This is a genomic window from Paenibacillus thiaminolyticus, assembly GCF_003591545.1.
GTDB classification, from domain to species: Bacteria; Bacillota; Bacilli; order Paenibacillales; family Paenibacillaceae; genus Paenibacillus_B; species Paenibacillus_B thiaminolyticus_A.
The window spans coordinates 138,098-157,083 of record NZ_QYZD01000008.1; the positions used below are offsets into that span (position 1 = coordinate 138,098).

Here is an 18,986-nt window from a genome sequence, read left to right on the forward strand (position 1 = left end):
GCCCGCCGGTCTGAGGCCGGTGGAATTCCAGGGCAGCGCTTCCATGGAAATGATATCGCGTGATTCGCTTTCCCGTTTTGTGATATAATAGAGCGTACATAGAGTGGTGCAGTATTCTAGTCGGCCTCCCGACACCGAAGGCGGGCCTAAAAATTCGCCAAAGGGCACATCGATGAAGTTCCTGGTGTTGGCTTGCGACGCCCAGTCGTGGGCTGATGCTGGGAGTTAAGGTTGTGGGGCGATCCACAATGGCATGTGGGCGTTGACCCCGCTTCCGCGGAGGCCCAAGTGCGTGGTACGGCGCCCTCGCGCGCCGCATTACGGCTTGGGGTATGAACCTATACCGCGAGTCACGCGGAACGCTCTCCGGCTTGCCGGATCGTTCCGTGAAGGTGGCTTGTATGTAGCGTAGCTTGCCTTGAGTGAGTCTGAAGGGATTGCGGATGTGTAGATACGACGGTCTTTGGCCAAAGATCTGGCTATCGGATGCCGCTTGAAATCTGATTTGCAAAAGAGGCTAAGGGTCGGTTCAGGGCTGCTCGAGGAAAACTCCTAGACTGTTCACATTGTGAGGCTTTGTGGGGATTATAGTGTGGTCTAAGTGGTAATCCAGTCTGACGTCCGGCGACGGCGTCAAGACGCTCTTAATTGGAAACGGCCTGCCCGGCGACGGGGAGGCGGGCGTCTGGGAAAACCTACTGGACCTAAGCCACAGCGTTTATCCAGAAAGCTACCACTCCAACCATCATTGGTTATCAAGACACATACAATGAGTTCGTTCGTGGATCTCATAAAAGGATGAGTTGACAGCGAAAATGAAGTTTTCATTCAAACATTCCATCAAGTGGAGCATATTCATTTTTTTCGTCACCTTTGCGCTGGCCATTATATTGTCTGTTGCCTCCACGTCAATGCTGGGGAAAGCGGGCTGGGGCGTCGGTATGGTGATTGTGTTGATGCTCGTGCTTATTGGAGTGTTTTTTGATATTATGGGCTTAGCTGCGGCTTCCGCGAAGGAGACTCCGTTCCATGCGATGGCGGCGGAGAGGGTGCGCGGAGCCAAGCAAGCGATCTATATCGTGCGTAACGCGGATCGTTTCTCGAACTTCTGCAATGACGTGATTGGTGACATGACAGGGGTTATAAGCGGTTCGGCCACGGCGATCGTAGTGACGAATTTGCTATGGTCCATGAATGCGGAGAGCGTATGGATGACGACAGCGGTAAGCGTTGTATTTACTGGCCTCGTATCCGCAGTAACCGTCGGAGGCAAAGCGTTGGGGAAGTCATTTGCGATTCATTACTCCACTTCGATTGTATTGCTGATCGGCAAATGCTTCTATTTTTTGGAGACCAAGCTCCATATTCGCTTGCTCGCCAAGAAACCCGGCAAATCGAAACAACGAAAGCGAGGGAATTCCCGTGCTGCTCGAACAGATTAACCAACCTAGCGATCTGAAGCGGTTGACGAAGGAAGAACTGCCTGTCCTGGCGGAAGAAATTCGACAATTTCTCATTGAAAAGCTGGCGGTGACCGGAGGACATCTGGCATCGAACCTGGGCGTCGTCGAGCTTACGCTTGTCTTGCATTATTTATATGACAGTCCCCGGGACAAAATGTTATTCGACGTCGGCCATCAGGCATATGTCCATAAAATATTGACCGGCCGCAAGGACCGGTTCGATTCGCTGCGCCAGTATAAAGGGCTGTGCGGCTTCGTCAAGCGCGCGGAGAGCGAGCATGACGTATGGGAAGCCGGTCATAGCAGCACCTCGCTGTCGGCAGCGATGGGAATGGCGCTCTCCCGGGATTTCAAGGGCGAGAGCAACAAGGTGATCGCGGTCATCGGCGACGGTGCGCTCACTGGCGGCATGGCGCTTGAGGCGCTCAATCACATCGGGCATGAGAAGAAGAATCTGATGGTCGTGCTGAACGACAATGAGATGTCGATTGCCCCGAATGTCGGAGCGCTACATAACTATTTATGCAAGATTCGCTCCGACCGGAACTATTTAAAGGCGAAGGAAGAAGTCGAGCAGCTGCTCAAAAAGATTCCGGCGATTGGCGGGAAGCTGGCCAAGACGGCGGAACGGGTGAAGGACGGCTTTAAATATTTGGTCGTGTCCGGCATGCTGTTCGAAGAGTTCGGACTGAAATATTTCGGCCCCGTCGACGGGCATGACATTGACAAGCTGATCGATATTTTTCAGCAAGCGAGCCGCGTGAATGGCCCGGTGCTTATTCATGTCGTTACCCGTAAAGGCAAAGGATACACGCCGGCGGAAGCCGATTCGCATAAATGGCATGGCATCTCGCCGTACAAGATTGAATCCGGGCAAGTGCTGAAGGCGGTAGGCAATCCGATGTATACCGAGGTGTTCGGCAAGACGCTCGTCGAGCTGGCGGAGCAGGATGAACGCGTGGTCGCTGTTACGCCGGCCATGCCGGGGGGCTCCGGACTGCTCGGATTCGCGGAGCGCTTCCCGGGCCGCATGATCGATGTCGGCATCGCCGAACAGCATGCCGCCACGATGTGCGCCGCGTTGGCTATGGAAGGAATGAAGCCGGTATTTGCGGTATACTCCACTTTCCTGCAGCGTGCATACGATCAAGTGGTCCATGACATCTGCCGCCAGAACGCGAACGTGATCTTCGCTATCGATCGCGCCGGGTTCGTTGGACCGGACGGGGAGACGCATCAAGGCGTGTACGATATCGCTTTTATGCGCCATATTCCGAATATCGTGCTGATGATGCCGAAGGACGAAAACGAGCTCCGCCATATGCTGAAGACCGCGCTCGAATACGATGAAGGCCCGATTGCGGTTCGGTACCCCCGCGTGAACGGGGTCGGCGTCGAACTGGACGCCGATCTGGTTCCGATTTCGATCGGGACATGGGAAGTGGTTCGCCCCGGCGATCATGCCGCCGTCGTGGCAATCGGGCCGATGGTTCAGGTCGCCGAGGAAGCGGCGGAGCAGTTGCGGCGTGAAGGCATTCAACTGCGCGTCATTAATGCGCGCTTCATGAAGCCGCTCGACGAGGCGATGCTTACCCTGCTCGCCAGAGAGCAGCTGCCGATGCTCGTGCTGGAGGAGGGCTCCGTGGCAGGCGGCCTGGGCAGCGCCATCATGGAGTATTATGCGCAGCATCATGTATTCGGCGTCAAGGTGAAGCCAATTGGAGTTCCCGATTGCTTCGTAGAGCACGGCAGCATCAATGAGCAGCGCCAGGAGGCGGGCCTAACGGCGGAACAGCTGGTGAAGGAAGTCCATACGATGCTCTTCGCTCATGGCGATAACCGGATGAGCCGGGCGTAGCCCGAGTAAGCAATGACAGACAGGAGTACAGCATGTCCATACCGAAGGAACGGATTGATGTTCTGCTCGTAGAGCAGGCCTATTACGACAGTCGTGAAAAAGCGAAAGCCGCCATTATGGCCGGCTTGGTATATGTGAACGAGGAACGGATTGAGAAGGCGGGGACGAAAGTCCCGCGGGACGGAACGATTACGGTAAAGGGCGCGGTTCATCCTTATGTAAGCCGGGGCGGCTTGAAGCTGGAGAAGGCGATTCGCCACTTCGCCCTCGCGATGACGGATGCCGTCATGCTGGATATCGGCGCTTCGACAGGTGGATTTACCGATTGCGCCCTTCAGCATGGGGCACGCTATGTGTATGCCATCGATGTCGGCTATAACCAGCTTGACTGGTCGCTTCGCAATGACGAGCGGGTGCATGTCATGGAGCGGACCAACTTCCGGTACACGGAGCCGGAGCATCTGCAAGGCCCGGCCCCGGATACGGCGACCATCGATGTATCCTTCATCTCGCTCAAGCTGATTCTGCCGCCTCTTCAGGCACTCATCGGCAAGCCGGGGCGCGTCATCGCCCTGATCAAGCCTCAATTCGAAGCGGGAAGAGACAAGGTCGGCAAATCGGGCGTCGTCCGCGATCCGGGAACGCATGAGCAGGTGTTGAGGGAGATATTGGACTTTGCCGCATCGTTGGGCTTTCGCCTAGAAGGATTGACTTATTCCCCCATTACGGGAGGAGAAGGCAATATCGAGTTTTTGGCCTATTGGAGCGTGCCGGACGGCGGGTCGCCGGAACCTGCGGCCTCCCGCGAGCAGATTCACGCAGTCGTCCAGGAGGCCAATTCGGTTTTCCGATCGACCTCTTAATCCTTCGTACGATTCCATCCGCAGAAGCTCATCCGGGACAGACATCCGACGGATGAGCTTTCTTTATGAATTGGCAGGCACCGGCGGTGTCTTTCCATCATAGCGGGGTGGTGATTCCATTGAGCGATATATGGGTAATGGGATTGATTTTCATAGGGATATTGATTTGGGTCGGCTTCGGCTTGCGGACGTACGCGCATTCTCCCGAGCCGATGGAGGATGTCTGCTTGAGCGATCGGTTTCCTGAGGATGAGGAGGCTTTGCAGCTGGTCGAGGATGCCGGCTATGAACTCATCGGCGGCAAGTTCTGCATGCCCCTGCACTTCACGTTAGACGGTGAGGAGAGCGATGCCCGCATCTGGATCGACATGATCGTCAAACGCAACAATCAATGGTATATTGTTCGTATCGCACGCGAACGGATGCAGCTCGATTGGGACGGAAGCGGCATGAAGCGGCAATGGATGCCTTACTTCGCCGCCTATCCCGAGAGCGCCGGCCTACTAGTTGTAGATATGTTAGAACGCAGGGTGCGCCTGATTCGCATGGACTGGGGGCAAGCCTATGTCCACGGCGAATAAGGCAATACTTAGTATATTAACAACCGTCTCGCTGGCTGCAGCCAAGGCCAAGAGTAGAAGGAACAAAAATGGAGGGCTCATATGAAAGGTCAACGACATATCAAAATTAGGGAAATCATTATGAACAACGAGATCGAAACCCAGGATGAATTAGTCGATGCCTTACGGAGGGCAGGCTACCACGTGACGCAGGCTACCGTGTCCAGGGACATGAAGGAACTGCATTTGATCAAAGTTCCGATGAAAGACGGGCGGTACAAATATTCGCTGCCGGTCGATCAGCGCTTCAACCCGGCCCAAAAGCTGAAACGGGCGCTGCTGGATAACTTCATCAGCATCGACAGCACGGAAAATCTGGTCGTAATTAAATGTCTGCCTGGCACGGCAAACGCCATTGCCGTATTGATGGATAGCATCGAATGGCCAGAGATAATGGGCACCATCTGCGGAGACGACACGATACTTATCATTTGTCGGACCAAGCAACAAAGCGATCAAGTCGTAGCGCAAATTGAAGAGTATATTTCGTAAACGGCATCCTGGGAGGGAAGTCCATGTTAATCGCATTATCCATTACGAATCTGGCGGTCATTGAATCCGTTCAGCTTCAATTCCATCAAGGATTTCACGTTCTGACCGGGGAGACAGGCGCCGGCAAATCGATCATTATCGATGCGCTGGGACTGATCGGAGGAGCCCGCGGTTCCTCGGAATTCGTGCGTTATGGCTGCGATCGGGCGGAAGTGGAGGCATCCTTCGATCTGCCTGCAGACCATCCGGCATGGGAAGCTGTCGCGAAGCTGGGCATTCAGGCCGATGCGGAAGAAGTACTCATCATTCGCCGGGAATTGACGGCCAACGGCAAGAGCATGTGTCGCATCAATGGCCAGATGGTCAACCTGACGATGCTGCGGGAAGTTGGTGAACTGCTCATCAATATCCACGGCCAGCACGAGCATCAATCTCTGCTCAAGGTAGAGCGTCATCTGGACTGGCTTGACGCATACGGCGGCGAAGACCTGGCTGCGCTCAAGAAGCGGTACCGGGAAGAATTCGGCTGCTTCATGGCGCTTCAGCATGAGCTGAACCAATTGAAGCAGACGAGCCAGCAAGCTTATCAGATGCTTGATCTGTACCGTTTTCAGATTGAAGAGCTTCACAATGCAAACCTCCAGGTGGGCGAAGATGAATTATTGGCGGAAGAAAAGCGCAAACTAGCAAATGCCGAGAAGCTGATGGATCATGTCAATCATGCTTATGAGCGATTGTATGGCCAAGGTGCAATGGATGCCGTCAGCGTCGCCATCGCGAAGCTCGAAGACGTCATGCCGTATGATGCGGCGCGGTTCCAGCCCATGGTCGAACAGCTGCAGACCGCCTATTATCAATTGGAGGATGCGGCATATCAGCTGCGCGACTACCGGGAGAACATCGAATTCAATCCGGAACGGCTGGAGCAAATCGAGGATCGGCTGGAGCAGCTGAATGGATTGAAGCGGAAATATGGAGCGACGATGGAAGAAATGATCACCTATGGCGAACGGATACAGGCCGAGGCCGACAAAATCGAGCATAAGGATGAACGGATTGCCGCGCTGGAGAAGGAAAGCGAGGAGAGGCTGGCGAAGCTGGCCAAGCGGGCCCAGGCATTGAGCGATGCCCGACGGGCATTGTCCGGCAAGCTGACGAAGCGAATCGAGAAGCAACTGCAGCATCTTCATATGGAACGAACCCGTCTCGATGTCCGGCTGGAACGGCTTCAGGACGGACAAGGCTTCGATGTGAACGGGGTTAACGTCCGGTTCACGAAGAACGGATGGGACGATGCGGAATTCCTGATTTCACCGAATCCGGGCGAACCGCTGCGGCCGCTGCATAAGATCGCATCCGGCGGGGAGCTGTCGCGGATTATGTTGGCGTTGAAGACGATATTTGCCGAGATGGATCGCATTCCGGTGCTGGTCTTCGATGAGGTGGATACCGGAGTAAGCGGCCGGGCAGCCCAGGCGATCGCGGAGAAGCTGGCCGAGGTGTCCTGCAGCGGTCAAGTGTTCGCGATTACCCATCTCCCGCAAGTGGCGTGCATGGCGGATCATCATTACTACATAGAGAAGCTCGTGCGGGACGAGCGAACATCGACCCAGGTAACGGAATTGCAGGAACAAGGACGTGTTGCCGAACTGGCTCGCATGCTTGGCGGCGTAGAAGTAACGGAAAGAACCCTGCATCATGCTCAAGAAATGCTGAAGTTGGCTGAACGTCAAAAAGGTGCGTAATTCAAGGGCTTGAGGAATGATTTTCACTCATAAAACGATGGGGTCAAGGTTACCTTAATGTTACGAAACGGGCACGCCCTTTTTCGTCAAAGCTTCCGTCAACAAAGGAGTGTGACACCTTTGAACCCCAACGCAAAACGGCTGCTCGGTCTTATGCTAGCCATTATTGTTTGTTTATGCTGCACCACAGCCCCTTTCCGCACCTACGCGGCTTTGCCTGATCATCTGCGCCTTTTTGAAGGAGAACACAAGCAACTGAATCTGGTTATGCCTGTCCAAGCGCAGGCTACCGTGGACCGGCCTGACATTCTGAAGGTCAACGGGCAGAGCGAGACCTCCTTCCGCTTATCGCTGCAGAAGCCGATCTCGCTGCACTCTTCCCAGACCGGGCAGGCTGAATTGAAGCTGAAGCTGTTCGGCGGCATTCCGTTGAAGACGTTGAAGGTCAATGTCGTTCCTAACCTGCGGGTCGTTCCCGGGGGGCAGACGATCGGCGTCAAGGTCAAATCGTCGGGGATTCTCGTCGTCGGACACCATCTTGTTCATGTCGGACCTGAGCGCAAAATATCGCCGGGTGAAGAAGCAGGCGTCCGGTTAGGTGACATGATTATGAGCATGAACGGAACCCGTCTTAACGATGTGACCAAGGTGGCGGATATCGTTCGCGAAGCCGGCGAGAAGAAGCAGGCGATTGAACTGGTCATTCAACGAGGCGACACCGAGATTAAGACGAAGCTGAAGCCGGCTTATGATGTGGAGGACAAGACCTGGCGGCTTGGGTTATATATCCGGGATTCCGCGGCAGGCGTAGGCACGCTTACTTTTTATGCTCCTGATCAAGGAGTGTACGGCGCGCTTGGCCATGTCATTACCGACATGGATACCCAGACGCCCATCACGGTAGGCCGGGGCGAGATTGTTCAGTCCAACGTAACCTCCATCTCCAAAAGCCAAAATGGCGAGCCTGGCGAGAAGCGGGCTCATTTCTTGAAGGAAAGCCGCGTATTGGGCAATATTGAACGTAATACACCGTTTGGCATTTTTGGCAAAATGACGAATCAACCGCAGCACAGTTTGTACAAGGAGCCCATCCCTGTCGCTTTTAGCGAGGAAGTGCAGGAAGGCCCCGCCGAAATGCTTACGGTCGTCAATGGCCAGCAGGTGGAACGATTCAAGCTGGAAGTGGTTCATGTGACGAAGCAGACGTCACCGGCCACCAAAGGGATGGTTATCCGCATTACAGATCCTAGATTGCTGCAAAAGACCGGGGGCATTGTCCAAGGGATGAGCGGAAGTCCCATCATACAGAATGGCAAGCTCATTGGCGCCGTTACTCACGTGTTCGTCAATGATCCGAGCTCCGGCTACGGATGCTTCATTGAATGGATGTTGCAGGATGCGGGCGTGGTGCTCTCGCCACCCCCGACCTCCAGCAGAGAAGGCTCACACGCTGCGTGAGCCTTCTTTTTTATGCGCTAATTCGCCTTTTGCGTGTCGAAGGAATGCGAATGATGTAGAAAAAATGAATAACTATACATTATAAATCATGTTCCTAAAAAAATAAAGAAAAAAAGTTTTCGACAGAAGGAATTTCATTCTTGGTGTCGAATAAGTTATTCTTGTAGAGGAATGCCAACGACATCAATGCACGGGAATGCTAAACTTTGACAAGGGAGGATCAGAAGTTGCAAAAGATCGAAATACTGTTAGCGGACGACAACCGAGAGTTCACAAACTTATTAGCTGATTTTTTATCAGAACAGGAAGACATGGTTGTCACCGGTGTCGCCTATAATGGCGAGGAGGTGCTTCAATTCCTGGAACAGACGAGAGCGGTGCCTGATGTGCTCATTCTCGATATTATTATGCCTCACCTGGACGGTCTGGGCGTGTTAGAACGTTTACGCAGTATGAATCTGTCCCCGCAACCGAAGATCATCATGCTGACCGCATTCGGGCAGGAGAGCATTACACAGCGTGCAGTGCAACTGGGCGCGTCCTATTATATCCTGAAGCCGTTCGACATGGACATCCTGGCGAACCGCATCCGGCAGCTGGCTGGCGTCGCTTCGACAGCGACCGTAGGCAGCTCCACCGGCAGCTACATGACCTCCTCCAAGTCGAATGTCGTCCAATTGGGCAAGACCAAGAATTTGGATGCAAATATTACGTCCATCATACATGAAATCGGCGTTCCGGCGCATATTAAAGGATATCAGTACTTGCGCGAAGCGATTACGATGGTGTACAACAACATCGAAATTCTCGGCTCGATCACGAAAACGCTCTATCCGGCCATTGCCGAGAAATACAAAACGACGCCTTCCCGCGTCGAGCGCGCGATTCGCCATGCCATCGAGGTGGCATGGACCCGCGGCAACATCGACAGCATCAGCCGCCTGTTCGGCTACACGATCAACATCAGCAAGTCGAAGCCAACCAACAGCGAATTCATCGCGATGGTCGCTGACAAGCTGCGGATTGAGCATAAGGTGAGCTGAAGGCAATAGGGGTGTGGGTTAAACTTCTTTCCATTTACTCGATGAATTTCTTGATTTTCGGGTCTGTGTTACGCACAGACGGGAGATGGAATCGTTGAAAGTGTCGGAAATGGAATTTTATCTCGAAGATTTTTTTGATGTACTGTCAGCAGAAAAAACTCTCCAATAAAACCTTATCCTCATATGTGCAGTCATTTCGACTTCTAATTGCCTACTTGAATAAAAAAACATGGCGTTGGTACATTGGCGGAAGTGAAAAAAGGACACATCCGCCAGTACCTTTCTTATGTTCAAGCAAGAGGAAAGTACACAGTCGTAAGCCGCGAAAGGACTGCACAAATTAATTTCCCCCAAAATGTAGTAGGAGTTTCCACGGTTACAATCAATAACTACATCTGTAATATAAAAGTGTTCTTTAATTGGTTAAAGGGAGATGGGGAACTACAAAAGAACCCGGTTGATAATATAAAGCAAATCAAGACGATTAGAAGACAGAAACGGGGGATACAAGTAGAGAGGTGATTGATGTAGCAAAAATGAAAACTTTTCGATATTCTTTTTTTAAAGCCCACCAACGGACGATTCCGAGAGTGGGCTTCTTTTTATTCTTCATCTGGTATTGTCATGATCGTAATAATCTCGCGTATGTCGTCGATATTCAATGCCTCCGCAATTTTTTCGATATGCTCGAATTGAATTCGTTCACGTTTGTGGTTAGCAATCTCACTTAGTGCCGCTCGGCGAACCCCTGTTAAATCAGAGAGTTGATTCAATGACATGTCTCGCTCTGCTAATAAGGAGCTCAATTTTACTACTACTTTTTTCGCCATTATAAGTTACCTCCGGATTATTTAAAATTCTCTCTTGACTGTACTTATAAAGGTACACTATAATTAAGATATATAATGTACGTATAAGCGTGCAATTTGAAAAAATATTTTACGGAGGGATTACCGACATGAAAACGCTGGATATAGCGATGAATCAACGAGACGCACAGCTTCTCGCGAAAGGCGAGAGAACGACTGAAGGCTTGCGGTATGTCCGTTTCGTCCGTCGAATCCGGCACAGACCCAGTCACCCGCGTGAGGTTTACGGCTACGAGATCGGCTATTACCGAAACTGCCGCACCAGAAATTACGAGGTATCGTGGGTCGAACCGTCAAAGTCCAGCTATGATAACAAATGCGTTAAACGGGCGGTATTTCTTCCTGTCGCTATAAATAGCATCGCGCCGCTGACATTGGCCGACGAGACTACCGGACTAGTTACGGTGACATCCAAGCAAATAGGGAAGCTCGGCTTCATTATAGAGCAGGGAAGAGCGGCATGAAACAGGCGGTCATAGAATTGGATCTCGGAAATGAGATCATTCATCTGACTGGGTACCTAGTCGCAGACGATTACATAGTCGTCATCGAGAATAATGTGATGTGGATGTATCATGTGTGCAAGAAGGACGAAGGTGACCTATATACTAGCGCAAAGGCTGGATTATGGCTGGGGATGTTAAAACGTAAAGAAGCCGACGAACAGGCGCTTATATTACGAGTTCTCGACTTCCTTCGGAATTTAACATTTTACGATTTTCTTCGGGATCATCACAACTGGACGATGGACTACAATTTTCAATTCGTCGAAGCCGTGACTTACTAACTTTATTTTTCGATGTGACGCGGTTTGCGTGGTTTTGGCAGGTGTACAGCATTACCAATACCGAGTACTTCCTGTTAAGGCTCTCCTTGCAGGGAAACCCGCGTTTTGTTAGAACGTTGGGTTTCTTTTAATTTTGCCGTTGACTTTGCCCGTAGGGTAAGGTGTACGGTTGAATTAAACAAAGTATTGAGATATAAAGCCTTAACGCCCGTAAAAAATGAAGAATGGAGGTGACCTCTTGCTTTCGATTGGAGAATTCTCAAAGATATGCGGAGTGTCTACAAAAACGCTTCGATATTATGCTGAAATCGGACTACTCCATCCGGATGAGATTAATCCCGAAAACGGTTATCGGTATTATTCCATCAAGCAACTCAAAAAGATGCTCTTGATCAACCGGTTGAAATCTTATTATTTTTCTCTTGAAGAAATTAAAGACATTCTGGAATGGGAAGAGGATCACGCGGAAGAGAAGCTTCGTTCTGCCCTGAATCGCAAGCGAAGGGAAGTACAGGAAAAGATAAATGCATTCGCATATGCCCTCAATCAAATGAACCGTGATATTTCAAATGTAGAGAAGGGCATTCCAATGATGTCGCATCTTGATCATATAGAGGTGCAGCTTGTTGAAACCGAGCCAATAAATATCCTGTATATGCGGCAGATGCTGAGCAGTGATGACTATGCGGCCGGATATGGAATGTATTTTAGCAGGCTCTATGAAAAGATTGCCACTGAAAAACTTACCCTGCTTGGTGCGCCGATGACGATTTATCACAGCCCCGAATACAATCCTGACGGCAATGACACTGAGTTTGCTATCCCGATAAAGGAGGCTGCAAAGGGAACGAGAGATTTCCCCGGTGGCCTTAGTGCGAAATCTGTGTTAAAGGGTTCATACTCAGAACTGACATCGGTATATGCCAGGCTGAGGGAATGGGTAGAAAATGAAGACTATGAATTGGTGAAATCACCATATGAAGTGTATGTAACTGACCCCAAGCAGGTAGTGCCGGAAGATATGGTAACTGAAGTGTATTTTCCCGTAAAGAAAAAATAACGTCTTGTAGAGAGGTATCTATATATGCAAGAAGCTACTGGCCAACTACACAATGGCAAGCCGCAGACCCGGCAGCCTTGGAAATGGACGCTGTCAAGCTGTCAGAGCTTGAACCTGTGATAAAATCCGAGTATAGCAATATTAACGGTATTGTCGTTGTAAGAAAAGGATACATTGCTTATGAAAGTTATTATAATGGCTATGGCCCGGATGCTGCGCACCATATGGCATCTGTAACGAAAAGCATCCTATCTGCCCTCATTGGTATTGCCATCGATGCAGGATATATTCAAAATGTTGACCATAAGGTGCTCGGTTTTTTTCCCGAATATGTACCCGCTGCGGCTGACAGGCAGAAGCGGGAAATCACGATACGCCATCTTCTCACGATGACGGCTCCCTATCCATTTGAGGACTGGCATGAACCGTTGGACAAGTTGTACATGCAACCCGATTGGGTAACGTATACGCTGGATATGATGGGCCAAAAAGGGAGTATCGGAGCTTTCAAATATTCCACCGCAGGGGCGCACCTACTTTCAGCCATCCTCACTCGCAGCACTGGAAAAAGTGCCCGTGAGTTTGCGAATGAACATTTATTTAAACCGATCGGCATGAGAGAAATTCCGCATATTGAAATGAAATCTTTCGGCTTTGACGATTTATTCGGGAAAAACGTAAAAGGATGGGTTACGGACCCGCACGGTCACTCCACGGGAGGGTGGGGACTTACATTAACTCCCCGGGATATGGCACGTTTTGGCGTTCTTTATCTGAACCGCGGCATGTGGGACCATCATCAGATTATTTCGGGGACATGGATTGGCGACTCAACGGCGATGAACCCCAATCAGTACGGTTATTTATGGTGGTTGCGCGAAGAGGACGGAGTTTTTGCCTACTCGGCACTAGGCGATAGCGGTAATGTCATTTGCTGCCTTCCGGAAAAAGACCTGGTCGTGGCCATTGCCTCCGAGTTCAGCATGAATCCGCGTGATCGATGGCTACTGATTAAGGAAGGTATTATCCCGGCTGTACTGGATTAAGTATATTTTCTACAAGGGTTGTACGCATTTACAGAATTCCATTTTGATTACAGTTCATCAGAATGGAGTTACCTCTTTTTTAAGATCATCCACCTTTTTTCACTTTCTTGCGAAGCTTAAAACATAGGCAATTCATATGCTCCTCATTTCTTGATCCCCCTTGACCTTCTTTCCATTTACTAACGGCTTACATATTTGGGTTATTCATTTTTGCCAATCGTGCTAACATGAAGGTTGGATATTAGTCCGATAAGATAAATGAGAAGCTGACGGTGGTTTTCATACATACGGCAGGCAGTCATCATCAATATTAACTTCCAAATAAAGAAGGGCGAGGTAAGAATACCTCATCCGAATAAAGACTTGCGTCGAAACGCGTTGCAGAAGAGCATTAAGGGAGTTGAAAATATGAAAGACCGATATATCTTTGCTGCGATCTTCGATTATGGAGATGATGGTATTTCCGTCAATTTTCCAGATTTACCTGGAGCATTTTCTTGCGGGGAGAACGATGAAGAGGCGTTCCGTATGGCAAAAGAATGTCTTGCGTTGCATCTGTACGGTATGGAACAAGACGGGGAAGATATTCCGGAACCAATCCGTGCGCTTGACCTTAGACTCGATGCTAATGAGTCGGCTGTTCTCATCGACGTATGGATGCCGCCATTCCGTGACTATATGGCGGAGAAGGCTGTAAAGAAAACGTTAACCACGCAATTTCTGTCATGCCGTTCAAACCTTCATCAATCCGAAACTGGACTGATCCTACTCACATCGTAAAAATAAACGGGGGCGCGTGTTCTTTATAAAGGTATGTCCAGGCCCATTTAGGCGTCATTTTTTTATTCATTCAAAACCCATTATGTGGTAAGCTAAAAGAATACATAAATTAGAGTCATACGAGCTGCATAGAATCAATACCAAATAAAAATCTTCATCCGTAACTAAATCGTTGCGGATGTTTTTTGTTCAACCTGCCACGCGGTAGCATTCTTTCTTTGGAAGCTCACTTATAAAAGGGGATTTTACTCGCATCACTTACATGTTGGATCGCTTATCATAATCGGCAGTTTAAAGCTGCTTATATTCTTGCAGGAATTCCTGGGTTGTGGATCGTGCCTGCCATCCTGATTGTTGTCTTCGTTCACATTTATGGGGCATTCCTTTCTATGACGGCATAGTCAGGAATAACTATAGAACCGCATATTTCCGCTCCTGAAGCATAGGGATAACGTTTAAAAGGCGGGTGCAGTACATGCACTACCTGACTAATAGGGAGAGTGCGACTAAGACCAACGAGCATGACCTTATCGCTCTCCCAGAAGAAGCTTTTCGGAAATACGCATGTTGTGAAGGCGAAAGGCCTGTTGAACTCGGTTCTCCCAATGCGAGCGGTGATCGCGGTGCATTCTGGCATTACGCTGTGCCGCTGATAATCCTAGCCTATCAGCTAATAGCTGATAGGCATCTTTACTTGGCACCCCCCCTTTCAAGAAATAGAGCATCAATACGAGCATTCCCGACGTCATTTCGTTGGATGGCAATTTTATCATGGATCCCATAGCCTCCTTTTGTCCCAGTCTATCAATGAACCGGGGGGAAAGGAAATGATGGGAAGACCTGATTCCGTACGAAAACGGAAGTTTGCAAATCGAATGTATCTCCCTAATCAGTGCAGATCTGTCTATCGAAATATCACCTGGATATGAAAAGACTAATCTCACCACCCATGCAAAGAATATCAAATTTATCGTTGTAGAGCGGTATTTATCCTCATCAATCGATAACTGCTTACCGATAAATTAACTAGGCTCATTCGTTAGCGGACGATAAAGGGCTATGAAATAGGAACAAATTTTGACTTGTCGGGTTCGGAAGATGAACTCGGTTCGCGGGGCCGGCGCGTTTCCAGATTTTTATTGGAGAATTCGGAGAAATACGGTAAAATAGACGAGCGTTGAAGGAATCGCCGTATGCGTTTGCGTCCAAAATAAGACTTCGGTGTGCGGCAGCCTGACGCCATATACATATCAAATATGACTGTGCAACAAAGGGGTAAGCCAGCAACGATGAATGCTTATTTATTTCCGATCAAAATTGCATTGATTACGTTTCCGATCATGGCTTTTTTTCTAACGCTGCCGTTTTTAATCGTGCAGTACCGCAAATACGGCTATGTGAACAAAGTACGGTCATTTGTGCTGTACTCGATGCTGCTGTATTTTATTTCAGCGTACTATCTCGTGATTCTGCCTCTGCCAGCCAATCGCGACAACTGCGTGCCCGGCGGGAGCGGGATATTTTCTCAATGGATTCCATTCACATTCATCCGTGACATCATGAAGGAGACGAATGTCGTCTGGTCCCAGCCTTCGACCTATGTGACGATATTAGGGGAGCGGGCTTTCTGGCAGGCGGCCTTCAACGTCGTCTTAACCTTGCCGCTTGGGGTCTATCTTCGTTATTATTTTCGAAAATCGTTCTTGTCGACGACGCTCATCGCCTTTGTCGTGTCTCTCTTTTTCGAGACGACGCAGCGCACGGGCTTGTACGGGATCTATGCGTGCCCATACCGGCTGTTCGATGTCGATGATTTGCTTCTCAACACAGTCGGGGGGATGCTTGGATTTTTATTGGCTCCCTTGATTACGTATTTCCTGCCGCGGAGCAGCCAATTGGATGCGGACGTGGATCTGACGCGCAGGCCGGTCGGCTTCATTCGGCGGGCGCTTGCGCTCTGGCTCGACTATTTGTGCATCGGTTTTATTTACTGGATTATCGCCATTTTCATGGTGGCGGCCAACGGGAATGACGTCGATCACTTCCTGAACTACTTGGAGTCCAATGGCTGGGTGCTGGCAATCACGATTTTTGTCTATTTCATGCTGATGCCGCTGTGGACCGAAGGGAAGACGTTCGGCAAATGGGTGACGCGCATTCATCTGATCGATGACCGCTTAGCAGAGGATCCGGAGCGGGCGAACAAGCTTTCTTTCAAAGGTCTGCTTATCCGGTACGGGTTGCTGTATTTCGGCATCGGCGGGATCAATTATGTATTTTTCTATGTGATGAATTCCGGCTCTATCCTGGAACTGGGACGATTCGCGTGGATCGTCATCATTCTCTGGCTCGTCTTCAATGCGTTCGTGGGTCTGCATGTCCTGCTGCATATTTTCCGGCGGGATAAGCGTCTCTTCTATGAAAAAATGAGCAGAACCCGCAACGCTATCACGATCCCGGACCGGATGCTGCCTTACGCGGGCACGGCCGATCCGAAGGAGACGAGGGAGGATTCGGAAGAGAATTCGCCTGTCCGCCGCACGATGGACTTCCAGGATGGATCGCAGCTTATTATTCGGGCGGATGCCGTGGCGGAGCCGCAGGAGGAACTGTCTGCCCCCGTCGAGATACAGGAGTCTCAGGATGCTGCCCCGGGCGGGCCTGAAGCTGTGGCGGAGCAGGAAGAGAAGGCCGCCGAAGACGAAGCGAAGCAATGGAGCCGGGAGGAGCAGGTTGCGAAGGAACTGGCGCGGCTGCGTGCCAAGCTCGATCAAGACCGGTCCGATAAATAAAAGGAAATGCAAAAACGGTCTCCAGCCGTCCGGAAGGGCGGGGAGACCGTTTTTGGGTTATGGCGAGGCGGGAGGTTCGGACGAAGAACCCTCGCGGGCAGTGGCCTGCTGATCGATCATGGGCTTGAACGAGGCTGGCCGCGGCCCCTTCTTCTTGCGGAAGCGGGGGGCGACGTAGTTCCGCTTGCGGTCGCGGTAGAACACCCATCCTCCGATAAAGGCGACTCCGATGGCGAACATGATGAAGCCGCCAAGGAAAGGAAGCCAGCCGAAGGATGGGGCGGCGAGACTGTCATTCCCATGGTCGGCGATGTAATCGAAGATGACGTTCTTCATCGTCAGAAAGCCGAAGGTCGCAAGAAGGCCCGGAATGACGAGCAGCAAGATGGCGATAAAGCGGGTTATCACATGCGTATCCTGTCTCATGAATAGATCACCTGTCGCAATATGTTCATCATTTATCATTAACTACGTTATATCTTACCTTGAAATCGGGGGATTGTCTAATCGGATAGCGCTGTCGCGACGCCAGCAGTTGACAGATTCAGGTTTGGCGGTGCCGGAAAAAGGGAGTACAATAGAACCATTGGATTCGGTCGATAAAAAGGAGTGCTTGGTATGACAAAGCAAGTTGATGTAGCCATTTTGGGCGGAGGAACGGGTGGATATGTCGCGGCCATCGCGGCGGCGCAAGCCGGTAAATCGGTTGTCGTCATCGAACGGGAGAAGCTGGGAGGAACATGCCTGCACCGCGGGTGCATTCCGAGCAAGGCGCTGCTGCGCAGCGCGGAATTGTATCAGGAAGCGGTGAACGGCTCTGCCTACGGCATCGAGGTCGAGGGCGTGAAGCTATGCTTCGACCGTGTCCAGGCGCGCAAGCGGGAGATTGTCGAGAAGCTGCATCAAGGGGTTACGATGCTGATGCGGAAGCATGCGATTGAAATCATTCATGGCACCGGGCGTGTGATGGGGCCGTCGATTTTTTCCCCGAAGAGCGGTTCGGTGGCGGTCGAGTACTCGGACAAGGAGGCCGATACGATTGTGCCGAAGCATCTCATTATCGCGACCGGTTCTCGTCCGCGGATGCTGCCGGGACTGGAGGCCGATGGAGACCTCATCGTTACGACGGATCAGGCGTTGGAATGGGAGAAGCTTCCGGAACGTGTCGCCATTCTGGGCGGCGGCGTCATTGGCGTCGAATGGGCATCGATGTTAGCCGACTTCGGCGTGGAGGTCGATGTCATCGAAGCGGGGGAGCGGATTGTCCCGATGGAAGAGGAAGAGACGGCGCGTGAGCTTCAACGGCAATTGGCGAAGCGGGGCGTCCGCTTCCATACGAAGGCGGCGCTTCAGCCGGAAGCGGTACATAAGGATGAAGAGAACGGAGAAGTTCATCTCATCATTGAAGAAAACGGGGTGAGCGTAAGCATAAGAGCGGACAAGCTGCTCGTATCTATAGGAAGACAGGCCAATATCGAGAATATCGGCTTGGAAAATGTCGGCCTCGAGACGGAGCAGGGGTTTATTCGCGTCAATGAGTGGATGCAGACGAACGAGTCCCATATTTATGCGATTGGCGATGTCATTGGCGGCCTGCAGCTGGCTCATGCTGCGGCAGCCGAAGGTCTGACCGCCGTGCGCCATCTGTTCGGCGATACGTCAGTTGGTTATGACTCGCGGAACATTCCGCGCGCGATCTACTCCCGTCCGGAAGCGGCGTCTATCGGCTGGACGGAGCGGGAGGCGAGAGCCGCAGGCTATGACGTGAAGGTAAGCCGCGTGCCGCTGCATGCGGTCGGCAAGTCATTGGTGCACGGCGAACCGGAAGGGTTCGCGAAGGTGATTGCGGATGCCCGGTCCCGCGATCTGCTCGGCGTCCATATCGTCGGGCCCCATGCGACCGAGTTGATCGGAGAAGCTTCGGTAGCTATGCTGCTGGATGCGACCGCGTGGGAGATGGGACAGGTCATCCGGCCGCATCCGTCGCTCTCCGAGATCTTGACCGAAGCGATGCTGGCCGTAGAAGGCAAAGCGATTCATATCTGACGCATCCGGAAGCGGGGGCTTGACCATAGCTGATGTTTTCTTTTTCATAACGATGAGAGTATAA

General features: G+C 51.2%; 18 protein-coding genes. 15 read left to right on the forward strand and 3 right to left on the reverse strand.

Translation table 11 applies throughout. The features are described 5' to 3' along the window. The first annotated feature begins 815 nt into the window (after positions 1 to 815). From DQX05_RS11545 to spo0A, 8 genes are all read left to right on the forward strand, one after another. Positions 816 to 1,442 (forward strand): CNNM metal transporter family protein, encoded by a 627-nt coding sequence (locus tag DQX05_RS11545; protein WP_119793661.1) that lies wholly within the window; start codon positions 816 to 818, stop codon positions 1,440 to 1,442. Next, on the forward strand, positions 1,423 to 3,321 hold the full coding sequence (dxs, locus tag DQX05_RS11550; RefSeq protein WP_119793663.1) for a 1-deoxy-D-xylulose-5-phosphate synthase: 1,899 nt from the start codon (positions 1,423 to 1,425) through the stop codon (positions 3,319 to 3,321). Before DQX05_RS11545 ends, dxs begins: the two co-directional genes overlap by 20 nt. 32 nt (positions 3,322 to 3,353) lie before the next feature. After that, a complete protein-coding gene (locus DQX05_RS11555; protein ID WP_119793665.1) occupies positions 3,354 to 4,184 on the forward strand; it encodes a TlyA family RNA methyltransferase in 831 nt (276 codons plus the stop codon). Between the two features lie 65 nt (positions 4,185 to 4,249). Continuing rightward, on the forward strand, positions 4,250 to 4,765 hold the full coding sequence (locus tag DQX05_RS11560) for a DNA-binding protein (protein ID WP_259391923.1): 516 nt from the start codon (positions 4,250 to 4,252) through the stop codon (positions 4,763 to 4,765). Between the two features lie 81 nt (positions 4,766 to 4,846). Next, on the forward strand, positions 4,847 to 5,296 hold the full coding sequence (gene ahrC, locus DQX05_RS11565) for a transcriptional regulator AhrC/ArgR (protein WP_119793667.1): 450 nt from the start codon (positions 4,847 to 4,849) through the stop codon (positions 5,294 to 5,296). Between the two features lie 23 nt (positions 5,297 to 5,319). Next, complete coding sequence (gene recN / locus DQX05_RS11570) at positions 5,320 to 7,041, forward strand: DNA repair protein RecN (RefSeq protein ID WP_119793668.1); 1,722 nt, start codon at positions 5,320 to 5,322, stop codon at positions 7,039 to 7,041. A 120-nt stretch (positions 7,042 to 7,161) separates the two neighbouring features. Continuing rightward, positions 7,162 to 8,499 carry a SpoIVB peptidase gene (gene spoIVB / locus DQX05_RS11575; protein ID WP_119793670.1) on the forward strand — a complete coding sequence of 446 codons (1,338 nt, stop codon included), beginning with the start codon at positions 7,162 to 7,164 and terminating at the stop codon, positions 8,497 to 8,499. Positions 8,500 to 8,726: 227 nt separating this feature from the next. Beyond that, positions 8,727 to 9,542 carry a sporulation transcription factor Spo0A gene (gene spo0A, locus DQX05_RS11580; RefSeq protein WP_119793672.1) on the forward strand — a complete coding sequence of 272 codons (816 nt, stop codon included), beginning with the start codon at positions 8,727 to 8,729 and terminating at the stop codon, positions 9,540 to 9,542. Positions 9,543 to 10,144: 602 nt separating this feature from the next. Here spo0A and DQX05_RS11590 read toward each other — a convergent pair. After that, positions 10,145 to 10,372, reverse strand: a complete 228-nt coding sequence (locus tag DQX05_RS11590; protein WP_119793676.1) for a helix-turn-helix domain-containing protein — start codon at positions 10,370 to 10,372, stop codon at positions 10,145 to 10,147. Between the two features lie 128 nt (positions 10,373 to 10,500). On the opposite strand from DQX05_RS11590, the gene DQX05_RS11595 reads away from it, so the two are divergent. The 5 genes from DQX05_RS11595 to DQX05_RS11615 all read left to right on the forward strand — a co-directional run bounded on the left by DQX05_RS11595 (position 10,501) and on the right by DQX05_RS11615 (position 14,084). Continuing rightward, positions 10,501 to 10,875: a hypothetical protein gene (locus DQX05_RS11595; protein ID WP_119793678.1), complete on the forward strand. Its 375-nt coding sequence runs from the start codon at positions 10,501 to 10,503 to the stop codon at positions 10,873 to 10,875. Further along, entirely contained in the window at positions 10,872 to 11,198 is a 327-nt protein-coding gene (locus DQX05_RS11600; protein ID WP_119793680.1) for a hypothetical protein, read from the forward strand. Before DQX05_RS11595 ends, DQX05_RS11600 begins: the two co-directional genes overlap by 4 nt. Before the next feature lie 238 nt (positions 11,199 to 11,436). Next, entirely contained in the window at positions 11,437 to 12,258 is an 822-nt protein-coding gene (locus DQX05_RS11605; RefSeq protein ID WP_119793682.1) for a MerR family transcriptional regulator, read from the forward strand. An 83-nt stretch (positions 12,259 to 12,341) separates the two neighbouring features. After that, entirely contained in the window at positions 12,342 to 13,304 is a 963-nt protein-coding gene (locus DQX05_RS11610; RefSeq protein ID WP_119793684.1) for a serine hydrolase domain-containing protein, read from the forward strand. Positions 13,305 to 13,712: 408 nt separating this feature from the next. Then, on the forward strand, positions 13,713 to 14,084 hold the full coding sequence (locus tag DQX05_RS11615; protein WP_119793686.1) for a type II toxin-antitoxin system HicB family antitoxin: 372 nt from the start codon (positions 13,713 to 13,715) through the stop codon (positions 14,082 to 14,084). Positions 14,085 to 14,611: 527 nt separating this feature from the next. Here the strand turns inward: DQX05_RS11615 and DQX05_RS11620 are convergent. Next, entirely contained in the window at positions 14,612 to 14,857 is a 246-nt protein-coding gene (locus DQX05_RS11620) for a hypothetical protein (protein WP_119793687.1), read from the reverse strand. A 516-nt stretch (positions 14,858 to 15,373) separates the two neighbouring features. Between DQX05_RS11620 and DQX05_RS11625 the strand changes: the two genes are divergently transcribed. Then, a complete protein-coding gene (locus DQX05_RS11625) occupies positions 15,374 to 16,876 on the forward strand; it encodes a VanZ family protein (RefSeq protein ID WP_119793689.1) in 1,503 nt (500 codons plus the stop codon). Between the two features lie 57 nt (positions 16,877 to 16,933). On the opposite strand, the gene DQX05_RS11630 is transcribed toward DQX05_RS11625, so the two are convergent. Continuing rightward, complete coding sequence (locus DQX05_RS11630) at positions 16,934 to 17,302, reverse strand: DUF2627 domain-containing protein (protein ID WP_119793691.1); 369 nt, start codon at positions 17,300 to 17,302, stop codon at positions 16,934 to 16,936. A 192-nt stretch (positions 17,303 to 17,494) separates the two neighbouring features. Between DQX05_RS11630 and lpdA the strand changes: the two genes are divergently transcribed. Beyond that, positions 17,495 to 18,922, forward strand: a complete 1,428-nt coding sequence (gene lpdA / locus DQX05_RS11635) for a dihydrolipoyl dehydrogenase (protein WP_119793693.1) — start codon at positions 17,495 to 17,497, stop codon at positions 18,920 to 18,922. Positions 18,923 to 18,986: the final 64 nt, after the last annotated feature.

Excerpts from the sequence above, each read along its gene's own strand:
- DQX05_RS11555 (WP_119793665.1), top strand. The coding sequence starts at position 3,354 with ATGTCCATACCGAAGGAACGGATTGATGTTCTGCTCGTAGAGCAGGCC.
- DQX05_RS11630 (WP_119793691.1), bottom strand. The coding sequence starts at position 17,302 with ATGAGACAGGATACGCATGTGATAACCCGCTTTATCGCCATCTTGCTG.
- DQX05_RS11560 (WP_259391923.1), top strand. The coding sequence starts at position 4,250 with ATGAATTGGCAGGCACCGGCGGTGTCTTTCCATCATAGCGGGGTGGTG.
- DQX05_RS11615 (WP_119793686.1), top strand. The coding sequence starts at position 13,713 with ATGAAAGACCGATATATCTTTGCTGCGATCTTCGATTATGGAGATGAT.
- DQX05_RS11600 (WP_119793680.1), top strand. The coding sequence starts at position 10,872 with ATGAAACAGGCGGTCATAGAATTGGATCTCGGAAATGAGATCATTCAT.
- recN (WP_119793668.1), top strand. The coding sequence starts at position 5,320 with ATGTTAATCGCATTATCCATTACGAATCTGGCGGTCATTGAATCCGTT.
- DQX05_RS11545 (WP_119793661.1), top strand. The coding sequence starts at position 816 with ATGAAGTTTTCATTCAAACATTCCATCAAGTGGAGCATATTCATTTTT.
- DQX05_RS11595 (WP_119793678.1), top strand. The coding sequence starts at position 10,501 with ATGAAAACGCTGGATATAGCGATGAATCAACGAGACGCACAGCTTCTC.
- lpdA (WP_119793693.1), top strand. The coding sequence starts at position 17,495 with ATGACAAAGCAAGTTGATGTAGCCATTTTGGGCGGAGGAACGGGTGGA.
- DQX05_RS11590 (WP_119793676.1), bottom strand. The coding sequence starts at position 10,372 with ATGGCGAAAAAAGTAGTAGTAAAATTGAGCTCCTTATTAGCAGAGCGA.
- ahrC (WP_119793667.1), top strand. The coding sequence starts at position 4,847 with ATGAAAGGTCAACGACATATCAAAATTAGGGAAATCATTATGAACAAC.
- DQX05_RS11625 (WP_119793689.1), top strand. The coding sequence starts at position 15,374 with ATGAATGCTTATTTATTTCCGATCAAAATTGCATTGATTACGTTTCCG.
- DQX05_RS11610 (WP_119793684.1), top strand. The coding sequence starts at position 12,342 with ATGGACGCTGTCAAGCTGTCAGAGCTTGAACCTGTGATAAAATCCGAG.
- DQX05_RS11620 (WP_119793687.1), bottom strand. The coding sequence starts at position 14,857 with ATGATAAAATTGCCATCCAACGAAATGACGTCGGGAATGCTCGTATTG.